At 68.1% G+C, this 14,368-nt stretch carries 11 protein-coding genes; 7 read left to right on the plus strand and 4 right to left on the minus strand.

What is annotated here, in order from left to right:
- The first annotated feature begins 90 nt into the window (after positions 1 to 90).
- The 3 genes from AC5P5W_RS11195 to AC5P5W_RS11205 are packed head-to-tail and all read left to right on the plus strand — an operon-like array spanning position 91 to position 2,488.
- Positions 91 to 1,350: a sensor histidine kinase gene (locus tag AC5P5W_RS11195; protein ID WP_046428597.1), complete on the plus strand. Its 1,260-nt coding sequence runs from the start codon at positions 91 to 93 to the stop codon at positions 1,348 to 1,350.
- Entirely contained in the window at positions 1,340 to 2,110 is a 771-nt protein-coding gene (locus AC5P5W_RS11200) for a LytR/AlgR family response regulator transcription factor (RefSeq protein ID WP_049441363.1), read from the plus strand. The genes AC5P5W_RS11195 and AC5P5W_RS11200 overlap by 11 nt, the downstream gene beginning before the upstream one ends.
- A 33-nt stretch (positions 2,111 to 2,143) precedes the next feature.
- Positions 2,144 to 2,488 (plus strand): hypothetical protein, encoded by a 345-nt coding sequence (locus AC5P5W_RS11205; RefSeq protein WP_014645783.1) that lies wholly within the window; start codon positions 2,144 to 2,146, stop codon positions 2,486 to 2,488.
- Between the two features lie 39 nt (positions 2,489 to 2,527).
- Here AC5P5W_RS11205 and AC5P5W_RS11210 read toward each other — a convergent pair whose 3' ends face one another.
- Positions 2,528 to 3,142, minus strand: coding sequence for a hypothetical protein (locus AC5P5W_RS11210; RefSeq protein WP_014645784.1), 615 nt, complete (start codon positions 3,140 to 3,142; stop codon positions 2,528 to 2,530).
- Between the two features lie 309 nt (positions 3,143 to 3,451).
- Between AC5P5W_RS11210 and AC5P5W_RS11215 the strand changes: the two genes are divergently transcribed.
- The gene (locus AC5P5W_RS11215; RefSeq protein ID WP_197575015.1) at positions 3,452 to 4,381 is read left to right on the plus strand and encodes an oxygenase MpaB family protein; all 930 of its coding nucleotides are present in this window, start codon (positions 3,452 to 3,454) and stop codon (positions 4,379 to 4,381) included.
- 77 nt (positions 4,382 to 4,458) lie between these two features.
- On the opposite strand, the gene AC5P5W_RS11220 is transcribed toward AC5P5W_RS11215, so the two are convergent.
- On the minus strand, positions 4,459 to 5,046 hold the full coding sequence (locus AC5P5W_RS11220) for a TetR/AcrR family transcriptional regulator (protein WP_014645786.1): 588 nt from the start codon (positions 5,044 to 5,046) through the stop codon (positions 4,459 to 4,461).
- A gap of 133 nt (positions 5,047 to 5,179) precedes the next feature.
- On the opposite strand from AC5P5W_RS11220, the gene AC5P5W_RS11225 reads away from it, so the two are divergent.
- Both AC5P5W_RS11225 and AC5P5W_RS11230 read left to right on the plus strand, forming a co-directional pair.
- The gene (locus AC5P5W_RS11225) at positions 5,180 to 6,394 is read left to right on the plus strand and encodes an MFS transporter (RefSeq protein WP_049406328.1); all 1,215 of its coding nucleotides are present in this window, start codon (positions 5,180 to 5,182) and stop codon (positions 6,392 to 6,394) included.
- Positions 6,391 to 7,563, plus strand: a complete 1,173-nt coding sequence (locus tag AC5P5W_RS11230; protein ID WP_197575017.1) for an MFS transporter — start codon at positions 6,391 to 6,393, stop codon at positions 7,561 to 7,563. Before AC5P5W_RS11225 ends, AC5P5W_RS11230 begins: the two co-directional genes overlap by 4 nt.
- A gap of 132 nt (positions 7,564 to 7,695) precedes the next feature.
- On the opposite strand, the gene AC5P5W_RS11235 is transcribed toward AC5P5W_RS11230, so the two are convergent.
- On the minus strand, positions 7,696 to 9,807 hold the full coding sequence (locus AC5P5W_RS11235; protein ID WP_197575019.1) for a M13 family metallopeptidase: 2,112 nt from the start codon (positions 9,805 to 9,807) through the stop codon (positions 7,696 to 7,698).
- A gap of 176 nt (positions 9,808 to 9,983) precedes the next feature.
- Here AC5P5W_RS11235 and AC5P5W_RS11240 point away from each other — a divergent pair, with 176 nt between their 5' ends.
- On the plus strand, positions 9,984 to 13,046 hold the full coding sequence (locus tag AC5P5W_RS11240; protein ID WP_495221142.1) for a bifunctional diguanylate cyclase/phosphodiesterase: 3,063 nt from the start codon (positions 9,984 to 9,986) through the stop codon (positions 13,044 to 13,046).
- 353 nt (positions 13,047 to 13,399) lie between these two features.
- Here AC5P5W_RS11240 and AC5P5W_RS11245 read toward each other — a convergent pair whose 3' ends face one another.
- Entirely contained in the window at positions 13,400 to 14,281 is an 882-nt protein-coding gene (locus AC5P5W_RS11245) for a LysR family transcriptional regulator (RefSeq protein ID WP_197575063.1), read from the minus strand.
- Positions 14,282 to 14,368 lie beyond the last annotated feature (87 nt).

The following is a 14,368-nucleotide window of genomic DNA, read 5'->3' on the forward strand; positions in this document are numbered from 1 at the left end:
ATCCCAACTTTCCCGGCCTTCGTCGCAGCCTGCTTGCTTGCCCGGCGGGCCGCCCTATGCTCGGCTCACCCCCTTCCTCAAGGCGCCGCCGTGTTCGCCAGCCTCTCTCTCCTGATCCGCCACCTGCTGGCCTGGGCTGCCGCGCTGGTTGTCGCCGGCATGGTCTGGAGCGGCATCTTCAGCGGCATGAACGATGGCCCGGGCTGGATCTTCGGGCTGCTGGCGATGTTCCTGATCATTTCCGCGCTGGGCAGTGCCATCACCCACATCCGCCGGGTCTGGCTGGTGGCCGGTCGCCTGGATGCCACCACCCTGTCCGGCCGCCAGCGCCGCCAGATCGAACTGCCGATGGACGCGGGCCACGCCTTCTCGGTGGTGGAGGCGGCGATTTCCGAACTACCGCGCGTCGAAGACGTGGAAAGCTCGGCCGGCAGCCTGCAGGTGCGCGCCTATGTGCGCCGGGTCGACCTCTGGAACGGCCGCCAGCCCTCGCGCTGGAACCTGCCGGCGCGGCTGGCCATCAAGCGCAACAGCGTGCTGGCCACGGTGACACCGGGGCAGGGCACCAGCACCGTGACCCTGCTGTTCGAACCCGATGCCGGCTGGTGGGCCGACCTGCTGGCGCTCGACGAAGGCAGCAACTTCGAGAACGCCGAAGCAGTCACCCGTGCGATCAGCCGCCGCGTCGCCGACCAGCGCCGCGACGAACAGGCTGCGGCCGAACAGACCCAGGTGGAAAAGGAACTGTCGGTGGCACGCTTGAACCTGTTGCATGCGCAGGTGGAACCGCACTTCCTCTACAACACGCTGGCCAACGCGCAGGTACTGACCCGCACCGATCCGGCGCGTGCCGAACAGATGCTCGGCCACCTCATTCAATACCTGCGCAGCTCGTTGCCGCAGGTGGACGAATCGGTATCCACGCTGGGCGTGGAGCTGGACCGCACCCGCGCGTACCTGGAAATCCTGCGCATCCGCATGGGCGCACGCCTGGCGGTGGAAATGCAGGTACCGAACGAACTGCACGGCGTGCACCTGCCGGCGATGGCACTGCAGACGCTGGTGGAGAACGCGATCAAGCATGGCCTGGAACCCAAGCCCGGCGGTGGCACGATCTGGATACTGGCGCGCGGCTTCGATGACCACGTGACCGTGACCGTGGCCGACGATGGGCTGGGCTTCGGCCAGGGCACCAGCGGTACCGGCATCGGCCTGAAGAACCTGCGCGAGCGCCTGCGCCTGACCTGCGGCGAGCAGGCCGGCGTGGCGATCGTTGCCAACTTCCCCAGCGGCGTGGCCGCGACCATGACCCTGCCGCAGTCGCACAAGGAGCGCAGCCATGCCGCTTGAAGCCCTGATCGCCGAAGACGAAGAACTGCTGCGGCAGTCACTGGTGGAGCAGCTGGGCCGGCTGTGGCCGGAGCTGAAGCTGGTGGCCGAGTGCGAGGACGGTGCCAGCGCGCTGGAGCAGCTGGCCGAGACGCGGCCGGACATCGCGTTCCTCGACATCCGCATGCCCGGCATCAGCGGCATCGAGGTCGCGCGCTCGCTGTCCGAGCTGAGCCCGCGCACCCAGGTGGTATTCGTCACCGCCTACGACCAGTACGCCATCGATGCGTTCGAGCAGGGCGCGATGGACTACCTGTTGAAGCCGGTCAGTGATGAGCGCCTGCTGGCCACCCGCGAGCGCATCCTGTCGCGGCTGCCATCGACGCGACAGGACGATGCCGTGCTGGAGCGCCTGCTGCAGCGGCTGGGCCCGTCGCAGGGCGCAGCGGAGCGCCCGCCACTGGCCTGGATCACCGCCAGCAACGGCCGCGAGACGCAGCTGATCATGCTGGAAGATGTGGCCTACTTCCGCGCCGACAACAAGTACACCACCGTGGTCACCGCTGCCGGCGAAAGCCTGCTGCGCACACCGTTACGTGAACTGCTTGAAGTGCTCGACCCGCAGCACTTCCGCCAGATCCACCGCTCCACCATCGTCAACATGAAGGCGGTGGCAGCGGTGAGCCGCGACGACACCGGGCGCGGCGTGCTGCGCCTGCGCGGGCGCACGGAGACGCTGGTGGTCAGCCAACCGTTCATGAGCCTGTTCCGCGGCATGTAGCCGCGCCGCGGTCTCCGCCGCCAGGAGCATTGCATGCGTTTTTTCCTGCTTGTCGGCCTCGCCGCATTGGCGCTTGCCGGTTGCCGGAAGTCCACTGAAACCGCGATCACCCGCACCACTGCCAATGGCGTGGACACGCTGTACAGCAAGCGCACGGTAGTGGACGGCGTGGCGCGTTTCGAGTGCATGGCCAGCCGCAGCGGCCAGTGCCATTACCTGGTGCTGGACCCGGCCTGTCGTCCTGATGCCGCCTGTGCGAAAGCGCCGATACGGTCGTTCGCGTTGGCGGCCGGCACGACCCGGGAGTTCAGGGGCCTGCCGAAGGGCTTCGCCCAGTGCGTCAGCGAGGATCGGAAAGAACAATGCCACCGTGAGTGATCACGGTGGCATTGTGGCTCCCCCCGCTTCCCTGAAGGGTCAGTAGGCAGGCTGTAGTGTCAGGTCGTGGTGGTGCTCGTTCTCGCCCACGTGGTTGAGGCGGCCGACCAGTTCGGAGTGCTGCTTCATGCGCCCGATCTCGGTCATGATGCGGATGTCCTCGTGGCGCAGCTCGCGCTTGGCGGTGACCGCCTGCTTGTAATCGAGCACTTCCGGGTAATGCTCGGCCAGGTCCAGTGCCTCGGCCACGTGCTCGACGCTGTCGGCCTTGGAGCTGATGCGTGCGCGACTGTTGAACGCCTTCATCCAGCGCTCGAAACCGGCCTGCTGATCGAACATGTTGGCCATGAACCAGATCACGAACAGGATCGACACCCACGAGCCGAACACGACTACCACGCGGGTGAACGTGATATGGAAGTCGTCGCGCCAGAGGTAGTTGGCGATCAGGCCAAGAATCAGCAGCGAGGCTGCCTGCCAGCCGACGATCGAGGCGATCAGCCATTGGCACTTGGCCTGGGCCAGCACCGCGACTTCATCGCGGATCTGCTGCTCGCTGAGATTGCGCCAATGCGCGACCTGTTTATCGAACGGGCTGCTGTAGAGCTCGTTGTCGCGAAGCAGAATTCCCAAACCCTTGAACAAAGCAATCATGGCTGGCTCCTTGTGGAACGTGCGTCGATCAGCATTGGACGGTGTGGCGGTTCCAGTTCTAGCACTTCCAGCGAGCCGTGCAATGGGCGCAATGCCAAGCTGCGCAAGGGCTTTCCCTGAATCGGTGAATGTTGTTGCATCGCAGCATCGAGGGCGCTGCCTGCGACAGGATGTCGCAGGGTGAAATGTGCTGCGGCCGCACATGAAACCGTGGCTGAGTACGAAGACTCGCCGCCGCGGTCGTGATCGCCGAGAATCGGAGCCAACCGCGCAAGATGCGACTGTTCTTCCGTCTTTCTTGGACCTGTGATGCCGGCTCTGCTGCAGCGACTCTCCCGCCCCGTCACCGCGCCGATCCGGCGCTGGGTGCTGGAGGCCTTCCCCCGTGGCCAGAGCGGCATCGATTACGACCAGCCGCTGGGTGACCCGGGTTGGTTTGGACCCGACAGCGTGACCTGGCGCCTGCACGCCGAGTTCCCCTCGATGCTGGCCGGTGGCCTGTGCGCGCTGATGCTGCAGACCCTGCATCCGCGCGCGCTGGCCGGGGTCTACGATCACTCCAATTTCCGCCAGGACCTGGTGGGTCGCCTGCGTCGCACCACCGCGTTCGTTGCCGGTACCAGCTATGCGCCCACCGGCGAGGTGGAGGCGCTGGTGGCCAAGGTGCGCCGCATCCATGCACGGATCCGCGGCCAGACCGCACAGGGCGAACCCTACGCCGCCGATGATCCGCAGCTGCTGACCTGGGTGCATGTGACCGAGGCGTTCGGGTTCCTTCAGGGCTTCCGCCGGTACGGACGGGAGGTGCCGGCACACATCGCCGACCGTTACTACGATGAGTACCGCTGCGTGGCCGAGGCACTGGGTGCGGTGGACGTGCCGCGCAGCGAAGCGGAAGTGGCGGCGTACTTCTGTGCGCGGCAGCCGGAGCTGCGCGTCGACGAGCGCTCGCGCGAGGTGCTGGAGGTGCTGTCCGGCGTGCGCCTGCCGGTACCGGTGCCGGGGCTGTCGCGCGAAGTGTTCCTGGGTGCAGGCGCGGCACTGCTGCCGGACTGGGCCGAAGGCATGCTTGAACGCAGTGGCCGTCAGCGCGCGCAGGCCGCCGCGTCGGCGAAGCTGATGCAGGGCATGGCGCCGCTGTTCCGCCGTGCGTTGCCCGATGGCCTGGCCAGCCGCGCCTGTGCGCGCATGGGCGTGCCGGTGTCGGTGCTGCGCGAGTGGCCCACCGTTCCCCGGTAGGTGCCAACCTTGGTTGGCACGCGTTGCGCGTGGTGCCGCAGGAGCCGCAGTAGATCCACGCCATGGGCGGATGGGCCTTACCCCGCCGACTTCAACCCGCGCAACAGCATCTCCAGCGCCGCCGTCGCCTGCCGCAGGCGCACGTCGCCATCCTCGCCCTCGGCGATCCAGAACGCGGCCTCGGCCAGGCTGCCATAGATCAGCGACGCCAGCGCCTGCGCATTCACCGGCGCCACCACGCCCTGGGCAACCAGATGTTCGATCAGGTGCTGCATCGAATGCACGCAGTGGCGCTGCGATTCCGGTGAGGCGCCACCGAGCACCGCGCGCGCGTCGCGCAGCACGATGCGCTGGATCTCCGGTTCCAGCGCCATCTCCAGGTACGCGCGGCAACGCTGCACGAAGCCCTCCCAGGCATCGTCGGCGGCATCACTGATCGCCTGCAGGCGCTGGTCGGTCTCGGCATCGAGCTGGGCGACGACAGCCGCCAGCAGACCCTTCTTGTCGCCGAAGTGGTGGTACAGCGCGCCGCGGGTCAGCCCGGCCTGGGCGGTCAGGTCGTCCATCGAGGTGGCGGCATAGCCATGCTCGCTGAACACCCGGCGGGCGGTGGCCAGGAGGGTGGCGCGGGTTTCTTCCATCTCGGCGCGGGTGCGGCGAACCATTCAGAGCTCCTTACATACGCAGTGCATGATTATTTACATACGACGCGTATGAATGTAGCCTCTTATTCATACGCCCTGTATGTATTGTCATGGCGCCCCGTGCGCCAGGCAAGTCGCTGCCTTGGAGAACCTGATGGCCACCCCCTATCGCGACCTGTTCGCGACCCCCGGCACCGCCGGCCTCGCCCTGGCCGGGCTGCTGGCACGCCTGCCGCTGCCGATGACCGGTATCGGCATCATCACCTTGCTGTCCCAGCTGCGCGGCAGCTATGCACTGGCCGGTGCGGTGTCGGCCACCTTCGTGCTGACCTATGCGTTGCTGTCGCCGCAGGTGTCGCGCTGGGTCGACCGGCGCGGGCAGGGCAGGGTACTGCCATGGGCCACTGCTGCCAGTGCGGCCGGTCTGCTGTTGCTGCTCGCGTGCACGCTGCTGGCCGCGCCGGACTGGACGCTGTTCGTTGCGGCGATGCTGGCCGGCTGCATGCCCAGCGTGTCGGCGATGGTGCGAGCGCGCTGGACCGCGACCCATCGCGGACGACCACAGCTGCAGACCGCGTATTCGCTGGAGACCGTGTTCGACGAGGTGACCTTCATCGCCGGGCCACCGTTGTCCGTCGGATTGTCGGTGGCGGTATGGCCACAGGCTGGCGTACTGGCGGCCGCCCTGCTGCTGGTGGCCGGCGTCGCCGCACTGGTGCTGCAGCGGGGCACCGAGCCGCCGATACAGCACTACGAAGGTGCAACATCCTCGCACTCGCTGCTGCGGCAACCGGAGATCCGCCTGCTGGCGTTGCTGATGCTGGCGATGGGCGTGATCGTCGGCACCGTCGACATCACCAGCGTGGCATTGGCCGAGCTGCGCGGACAGCCACTAGCTGCCAGCTGGGTGCTGTCGGCCTACGCGCTGGGCAGCTGCGCGGCGGGGCTGCTGTTTGGTGCCCTGAAGCTGCCGATGCCGCTGCCGCGCCTGTTGCTGGCCGGAGCAGCGGCCACCGCATTGACCACGTTGCCGCTGCTGTGGGTCGGCAGTCTGCCGGCACTGGCCGCTGCGGTACTGCTGGCCGGGGTGTTCTTCGCGCCGACGATGATCGTGGCGATGTCGCTGGTTGAACAACGCGTGCCCGAAGCACGCCTGACCGAAGGCATGACGTGGCTGCTGGCCGGCCTCAACATCGGCGTGGCGCTGGGCGCGGCGCTGTCCGGACAGAGCGTCGATGCGGCGGGCGTGCGCAGTGGTTTTGTGGTTGCGCTGGCGGCAGGCGGTGGCGTGCTGCTGTTCGCCTTGCTCGTGCAACGTGCGCTGCGCCCGTCTGCCGCGTCCACATCTCCTGAAGGAATCATTCCGTGAGCGCTTCATCGCCTGCGCATGCCGCGTCTGTGCCCCGCCATCCGTGGTGGGCGGTCTCCGCCGTCGGCCTCGCCACGTTCTCGGTGGTCACCACCGAAATGCTGCCGGTCGGCCTGCTGACTCCCATCGCCGAAGATCTCGGCGCGTCCACCGGCACCGCCGGTCTGATGATCTCACTGCCCGCCCTGCTGGCGGCAGTGTTCGCCCCGCTTGCGGTGATCGCAGCCGGTGGCATCGATCGTCGCCGCATCCTGTGTGTGCTGTTGGGCCTGCTGCTGGTCGCCAACCTTGCGTCGGCGCTGGCACCTGGCATCGGCTGGCTGTTGGCCGCGCGTGTGCTGGTGGGGTTCTGCATGGGCGGCATCTGGACCATTGCCGGTGGGCTGGCAGCGCGCCTGGTACCTGCGCAGCGCATCGGTCTGGCCACCTCGATCATCTTCGGAGGCGTGGCCGCAGCTTCGGTGCTCGGCGTTCCGTTGGGCGCGCTGATCGGGGATGCATTGGGCTGGCGCAGCGCGTTCGCGGCGATGACGTTGTTCAGTGCGGCGGTGATGCTGCTGCATCTGCGGGTGGTTCCCGCGTTGCCGGTCAGCACATCGGTGCGGCCGCGTCAGTTCGTGCAGCAGCTTGGCCAGCGCAACCTGCGGCGTGGCCTGTGGCTGACCGGGCTGCTGGTGTCCGGGCACTTCATCGCCTTCACGTACGTGCGGCCGCTGCTGACGTCCGTATCGGGCGTGGATGCGTCGTGGATAGGTGCACTGCTGTTTGGGTACGGCCTGGCTGGCATCGCCGGCAACTTCATCGCCGGGCCGCTGGCTGCGCGCCATCCACGGGGCACGCTGCTGGCGATAGCCTCGGGCCTGCTGCTGACGCCTCTGCTGTTCCTGTGGGTGGGAAATGCGCCCTCCGCAGGTATTGCGGTGCTGCTGCTGTGGGGTCTGGCCTATGGCGGTGTATCGGTGGGCCTGATGAGCTGGATGATGAAGGCGGTGCCGCAGGCCGTGGAGATCGCCACCGCGTTGTATGCGGCGGTATTCAACATCGGCATCGCAATGGGTGCGTGGGGTGGTGGCCGCCTGCTGGATGGCGTGGGCCTGCATGCGAATCTGTGGGCTGCGGCGGTGTTGGCTGGGAGTGCCCTGCTGATGGCTGCCATCACCCGCAGGTAGATCCACGCCATGCGTGGATTCCTACCCCGTGCCGACCAAGGTCGGCACCCACCAGAGCGGAGTATGTGCCGACCAAGGTTGGCCGCTACCCGGAAATGAAACGGGCGCCTTGCGGCGCCCGTTCCGGTTACATCACCAGACCTTGACCCGCTTGTCCGGGGCCAGGTACAGCTTCTGGCCTTCCTTCACTTCGAACGCCGGGTACCAGGCGTCGATGTTGCGCACGGTCAATGCGCGGAACTGGCCCGGGGCATGCACATCGGTCAGCAGCGAGTTGCGCAGCGCCTGCTCGCGGCTCTTGCTGCGCCACGCCTGGGCGAAGCCGAGGAAGAAGCGCTGGTCCGGGCTGAAGCCTTTCAGGGTCTGGCCCGGCTTGCCCTGCAGCGACAGCTGGTAGGCATCGTAGGCGGTACCCAGGCCAGCCACGTCGGCGATGTTCTCGCCCAGGGTCAGCTTGCCGTTCACGTGCACGCCGGGGAACGGCTCGTAGCTGCTGAACTGCGCGGCCAGCGCATCACCGGCGGCGTTGAACTGCTTCAGGTCCTCGGCGGTCCACCAGTTGTGCAGCTTGCCGGTCTCGTCGAACAGCGCGCCGGCGTTGTCGAAGCCGTGGCTGATCTCGTGGCCGATCACCGCACCGATCGCACCGTAGTTCACCGCGTCATCGGCAGCGCCGTCGAAGAACGGCGGCTGCAGGATCGCGGCCGGGAACACCAGGCGGTTCTCCAGCGGCACGTTCATCGCATTGATGGTCTGCGGCAGCATCGCCCACTCGCTGTGGTCGACCGGCTTGCCCAGCTTGGCGATGTTGCGCTGGTACTCGAACAGCTCGGCGCGCTGTGCATTGCCCAGCGGGTCATCACGGCGGATCTCCAGGCCGGTGTAGTCGCGCCACTTCTCCGGATAGCCCATGCCCACGGTCAGGCCCGTGACCTTGGCCTTGGCATGCGCCTTGGTCTGCGGCGACATCCACGACAGCGCGTCGATGCGCTTGGCAAAAGCGGCGATGATGTTCTTCGCCATCTCGTCCGCACGCTCCTTGGTCCTGGCGTCGAAGTGCTTTTCGACGTAGCGCTTGCCGATCGCTTCGCCGACGGCATGGTTGGCATCGTCCACCGCGCGCTTCCAGCGGTCGCTCTGCTGCGGCGTGCCGCTCAGCGCGGTGCCATGGAAGGCGAACCGGGCATCGGCGAACTGCTTCGGCAGGTAGGCGGCGGCACGGTCCAGCGCGTGGAACGCCAGGTAGTCCTTCCAGGCGTCCAGCGGCTCGGTGGCGACCAGCCTGGACAGGCCGGCCACGGCCTTGGGCTGCCACACGATGAAGTCCTGCTGGTTGCCCAGCGCGGCCGCATCGAGGAAGGCGTTCCAGTCCAGGCCCGGCGCCTTTGCATTGAAGTCGGCCTGGGTCCAGGGGTTGGCGCCCTTGGTCACGTCGTTGGTTTCTTCCTGGGTGGCATGCGCCTGCGCGATCTTCGTTTCCAGCGCGAGGATGCGCTGCGCCTTGCCGGCCGGGTCGGCGACGCCGGCCAGCTGCAGCATCTGTGCGATGTAGGCCTGGTACTGCTTGCGCAGTTCGGCCATGCGGCCATCGCCCAGGTAGAAATCGCGGTCGGGCATGCCCAGGCCGCCCTGCACCAGGTACGGCGCGGTGCGATCCGGCTGCAGCATGTCCACCGACACCCACAGGCCGAACAGGCGGTCGGTGTAGAAGTTGGTGGCGTTGAGCAGGTCGACGTCGGCGCGCAGGTCGCCGCCGAGTGCGCGGGCCAGCCCGGCCTTGTCGGCGATCGCATCGATGGCCTTCAGCTGCGGCTGCACCGGCGCCAGACCGTGCTGCTCGATGCCGGCTTCGTCCATGTAGGCGGCGTAGTAGTCGCCGATCAGCTTGTCGTCGCCGCTGGCCTGGGTGTTGCCGGCGGCCCCTTCCAGGATGGCGCGGGTGTCGGCCAGGGTCTTCTCGGCAATGACATTGAAGCTGCCGAAGCGCGAGCGGTCGGCCGGAATCTCGGTGTTCTTCACCCAGGTGCCGTTGGCGAAGCCGAAGAAGTCGTCGCCGGCGGCGATGCTGCGGTCCATGCCGCTGGCATCGAAGCCGAAACTGCCCAGCATCGGCTTGGCCGCAGCGGGGGCGGCATCGGCCGGCGCGGTGGCACCGACGGCCGGGTCGGCCGGGCGGTCACAGGCGGCCAGGGACAGGCTGGCAACAATGGCCAGCGCCAGGGTGGGACGGCGCAGCTTGGACATGGACTTCTCTTGCAGCGGAAAACCCCAAGTCTAATCCGCTCCGGCGCCACTGGCCGCCCCCCTGCGGGGCCCGCCCTGTGCAGGATCTGGCTGAACGTGCGGATGCGATCTTCACGCCGTCACCGGGGTGGTGCATGCTGGACCCTCGAGCCCTGCGCGGACACGGGGAGGTGGCCATGCAGGATGGGGTCAGGCGTCAAGAATGGCGTCCGCCGGCCGTTGAGGTCGGGGACGTGGAGGATTCGTTCGCGCATGAAGCCAGCCGACTGCACAAGGAACATCAACCGATGCCCGCGCTGAAACGGGCGTTGGCCCGGCCGCTGCGCGCCATCACCTGGGGCGGTGTGCTGCTGGGCGTACTGCTGGTGACCGGTCTGGCCCTCATGCTGGTCAACGACCACCACCGCCGCCTGGAAGCGGCGCAGCGGCAGAGCCGCGCGCTGGCGGTGGGCAGCGAGCGCCTGCTGGCGCTGGAGCTGCGCAACTTGGAGCGGGCCATGACCGGCATCGCCGCCGACGCCGCGGAACTGTTCCGCAGCGTGCCGGCACAGGCGCCGGCCTTGCTGGATGCCTCCATCGGCGGCGTGCTGCGCCGGCACGCCGAACTGCACAGCATCGTGGTGCTCGACAGCTATGGCCGCGCATTGACGGCCGGCAAGGGCGACCTGCAGTTGCCGTTGTGGACCGATCCGCAACGGCGCGGCTCGGGCAGCGCGCTGTACATCGGCCCGCCGCAGCGTGCCAGCGACGGGGGCTGGGTGGTCCCGCTGGCGCTGCCGATGGCCGATGGGCGCTGGCTGCTGGCACGGCTGCGCTGTGGCGAACTGCAGCGCATCGTCGGCGGCCTGGATGTCGGTCCCAACGGATTGGTCTCGATCAGCGATGCCCAGGGCTACATGCTGGCCCGCGTACCCGATCCGCATGGCACGGTGGGCCGCCACTATGACCTGCCGCGCCGGGACCTGCTCGGCACGCAGGCAGTGGTCGAGCTGGGCAGCATGCCCGGCGTTGTCGACGGCGTGCCGCGCATCCTCACCATCAGCACGCTCGAACGCAGCCCGCTGGCGGTGCAGGTCGGCCTGGCCGACGAAGATGTACTCGCACCGTGGTGGCCGTACCTGAAGGCGTCGGTGGCGATCGTACTGGCCTACATCGCGGTGTTGCTGGTACTGCTGTACGCCGTGCGCCGCAGCACCCGCAGCCAGCAGGCGATGGCCGAGGAACTGAAGACGGGCCACGCCGAGCTGCGCCTGGCGCACCAGGTCGGGCGTGTCTGCACCTGGTACGTGGATGAGGACGCCGCGCTGCTGCGCTGGTCGCCGCTGGCCCGCGAGATCTTTGGGGTACAGACCGACGCCTTGCCGGTCGCGGACTTCTTCGCGCGCGTGCATCGCGATGATGCCGCGCGCCTGCAGCAGGCCTTTGACCAGGCCTTCGCCGGCAGCGCTGTGCTCGACCAGGTGTTCCGCCTGGTGCTTCCCGGGGGCGAGGTGCGCTGGGTCGGCGCGCGCGGGCAGCGGGTGGAAGTGGCCGACAGCGAGCGGCGCATGATCGGTGCGCTGACCGACCTGAGCGAACGCTATCAGGCGCGCGAGCAGATGAGCGAAGTGGAACGCCGCTTCCGCCTGCTGTTCGACCGCAATCCGGCACCGTTCTGGGTGTTCGACCCGGATACGCTGCGCTTCATCGAGGTCAACGACGCTGCAGTGCGCCAGTATGGCTACAGCCGCGACGAGTTCCTGGCGATGAGCATCCTCGACATCCGCCCGCGCGAAGGCTGGGACGAAGTGCGTGGTGCCATCCAGCGGGCGCAGGTGGGCGATCCCCCCGACGCGACCGTGCGCCTGCACCGGCGCAAGGACGGCAGTGTGTTCGAGGTGCGCGCACACCTGTCCAAGCTCGACTTCGACGGACAGCCCGCGTGCCTGGTGCTGGCCGAGGATGTCAGCGAGCGGCTGGCCTACGAGCGCGACCTGGCCTACCAGGCACGGCACAACCCGGCCACCGGCCTGCTCAATGTGCGCGCCCTGACCGAACAGCTGGACGAGCAGGAGGAGGGCTACACCATCGCCTTCGTGCAGCTGCGCGGGCTGCAGCTGGTGGCCGATACGCTGGGCCGCGAGATCGGCGATGCGGTGCTGCAGTCGATGGCGACCCGGCTCGGGGGCCTGGGCGCACGCTGTGGCACGCTGGCGTTCCAGCCGGCCGAGGATTTCGTCTTCGCCATCGGTGCCGAGCACGATACCCAGCGCGTGCTGGACGACCTGCTGCAGATCGTGTCGGCGCCGATGCGCGGCAAGGACTCGCTGCACCAGTTCGAGCCGCGCATCGGCGTGGCCGTGCACATCGCTGGTGACGGGCACACGGCCGAGCAGGTGATCGGCATGGCCGCGCAGGCCGCGCATGCGGCGCGCGCCGAGGGCAACGTGGTGGTCTGGTTCGACGCGGCCGTGACCACGCGCCTGGCCGACCGCCTGCGCCTGGCCGGGCGCATCCATGCCGCCATCGACAACGAATTCCAGCTGTATTTCCAGCCGATCCGGCATGCCGGCGATGGCAGCCCGGCAGCGCTGGAGGCACTGCTGCGCTGGCCGCAGGCCGATGGCAGCTTCATCCCGCCCAACGAGTTCATCCAGCTGTGCGAGGACACCGGGTTGATCCTGGCACTGGGCCGCTGGGTGATCCGCGCGGCGGCGAAGGCGCAGCGCCGTCTGGTCGAGGCCGGGTGGGGTGAGTTGCCGATCGCGGTCAACGTGTCGGCGGTTCAGTTCTTCAACAGCGACCTGGTGGCCGAATTCACCCGTGCCCAGCAGGATTTCGGCCTGGCCCGTGGCGCGCTGCACGTGGAGCTGACCGAGAGCAGCCTGATGCGCAAGCCGGCACAGGCGATGCAGACCATGCAGCGCCTGCACGAGCAGGGCATCCGCGTGTCGCTGGATGATTTCGGCACCGGCTATTCCAGCATGTCCTACCTGCAGCACCTGCCGCTGGACATCCTGAAGATCGACCGCAGCTTCGTCGCCGACGTGGAAACCAATCCACGCAATGCCTCGATCTGCCGCGCGCTGCTGTCGCTGGGCCACAGCATGGGCCTGACCATCATCGCTGAAGGCGTGGAGACGCCGGGGCAGCTGGACTGGCTGGCTGCGCATGGCTGTGACCAGGTGCAGGGCTACCTGTTGGGGCGGCCGGCGCCGCTGGAACAGATCATCGACGCGCTGGATGAGGTTCCCGCCTGATCGGGTTTCGTATGTGCCGGCCAGCGGCCGGCACTACCCGACCGAAGCACGACGGGGCTTCGTATGTGCCGGCCAGCGGCCGGCACTACCCGACCGAAGCATGACGGGGTTTCGTATGTGCCGGCCAGCGGCCGGCACTACCCGACCGAAACATGACGGGGTTTCGTATGTGCCGGCCAGCGGCCGGCACACCCGACCGAAGCACGACGGGGCTTCGTATGTGCCGGCCAGCGGCCGGCACTACCCGACCGAAACATGACGGTAGTGCCGGCCGCTGGCCGGCATTCGCCCAAGACCGGGATGTGTCTGATTGCCGGCCGGCGGCCGGCACTACCGGCAAGCGCCAGACTCGGCTACACCCCGGCGTCCACCAGATGGTCGATGAAACTGCGCACCTTCGGTGCCAGGTGGCTGCGGCTGGTATAGACCGCGAAGATGCCGATCGGCGAGGCCTCCCATTCCGGCAGTACGCGCACCAGGCGGCCATCGGCCAGCGCGTCTTCCAGCAGGAAGTCGGGCTGCAGGATGACGCCCATGCCGGCGATCGCCGCTTCACGCAGCACGTCGCCGTTGTTGGCGTGCAGCAGGCTGTTCACCGCTACTTTCACTTCGCCGCCCGGCCCCTGCAGCGGCCAGTGGTCACCGGCGGCCCAGTAGCTGTAGCCCAGGCACGCGTGCGCCTGCAGGTCCTGCGGGGTCTGCGGGGCGCCGCGCGCGGCCAGGTAGGCGGGCGCGGCGCACAGGCTCACCCGCGATTCGCCCAGGCGGCGGGCGATCAGGGTGGGGCCCGGCTCGCGGGTGATGCGGATGGCCACGTCGTAGCCTTCCTCGACCATGTCCACCAGGCGGTCGGACAGGGCCAGGTCCAGTTCCACCTGCGGAAAGCGTTCGCGGTAACTGGCCAGCAGTGGGCCGAGGCGGGCGATGCCCCAACTGACCGGTGCATTGATGCGCAGCGTGCCGGAGGGCTCCAGCGCCTGCGCGCCGATGCTGGCCTCCAGCGCGTCGAACTCGGCCAGCAGGCGCACGCATTGGGCGTAGTAGGCGGCGCCGGTGCTGGTGGGGCTGACCCGCCGCGTGGTGCGATGGAGCAGGCGGGTGGACAGGCGCTTTTCCAGTGCGGCGACCTGGCGGGTAACGCCGGCGGTGGACATGTCCAGGGCCTGGGCGGCGGCGCTGAAGCCGTTGCGCTCGACCACCGCCACGAACACGCGCATCGCCTCAAGGGTGTCCATTGTTGCGCCTTCTGAAATAAATACGGTCAATCGATCGTATTTATCGGTGCGTGAAGGCGCAATAACCTGAGCCCACTCCCTTCTAGG

The organism is Stenotrophomonas sp. YJH_SMC_123, assembly GCF_059368215.1.

Excerpts from the sequence above, each read along its gene's own strand:
- AC5P5W_RS11215 (WP_197575015.1), top strand. The coding sequence starts at position 3,452 with ATGCCGGCTCTGCTGCAGCGACTCTCCCGCCCCGTCACCGCGCCGATC.
- AC5P5W_RS11210 (WP_014645784.1), bottom strand. The coding sequence starts at position 3,142 with ATGATTGCTTTGTTCAAGGGTTTGGGAATTCTGCTTCGCGACAACGAG.
- AC5P5W_RS11200 (WP_049441363.1), top strand. The coding sequence starts at position 1,340 with ATGCCGCTTGAAGCCCTGATCGCCGAAGACGAAGAACTGCTGCGGCAG.
- AC5P5W_RS11220 (WP_014645786.1), bottom strand. The coding sequence starts at position 5,046 with ATGGTTCGCCGCACCCGCGCCGAGATGGAAGAAACCCGCGCCACCCTC.
- AC5P5W_RS11245 (WP_197575063.1), bottom strand. The coding sequence starts at position 14,281 with ATGGACACCCTTGAGGCGATGCGCGTGTTCGTGGCGGTGGTCGAGCGC.
- AC5P5W_RS11225 (WP_049406328.1), top strand. The coding sequence starts at position 5,180 with ATGGCCACCCCCTATCGCGACCTGTTCGCGACCCCCGGCACCGCCGGC.
- AC5P5W_RS11205 (WP_014645783.1), top strand. The coding sequence starts at position 2,144 with ATGCGTTTTTTCCTGCTTGTCGGCCTCGCCGCATTGGCGCTTGCCGGT.
- AC5P5W_RS11235 (WP_197575019.1), bottom strand. The coding sequence starts at position 9,807 with ATGTCCAAGCTGCGCCGTCCCACCCTGGCGCTGGCCATTGTTGCCAGC.
- AC5P5W_RS11240 (WP_495221142.1), top strand. The coding sequence starts at position 9,984 with ATGCAGGATGGGGTCAGGCGTCAAGAATGGCGTCCGCCGGCCGTTGAG.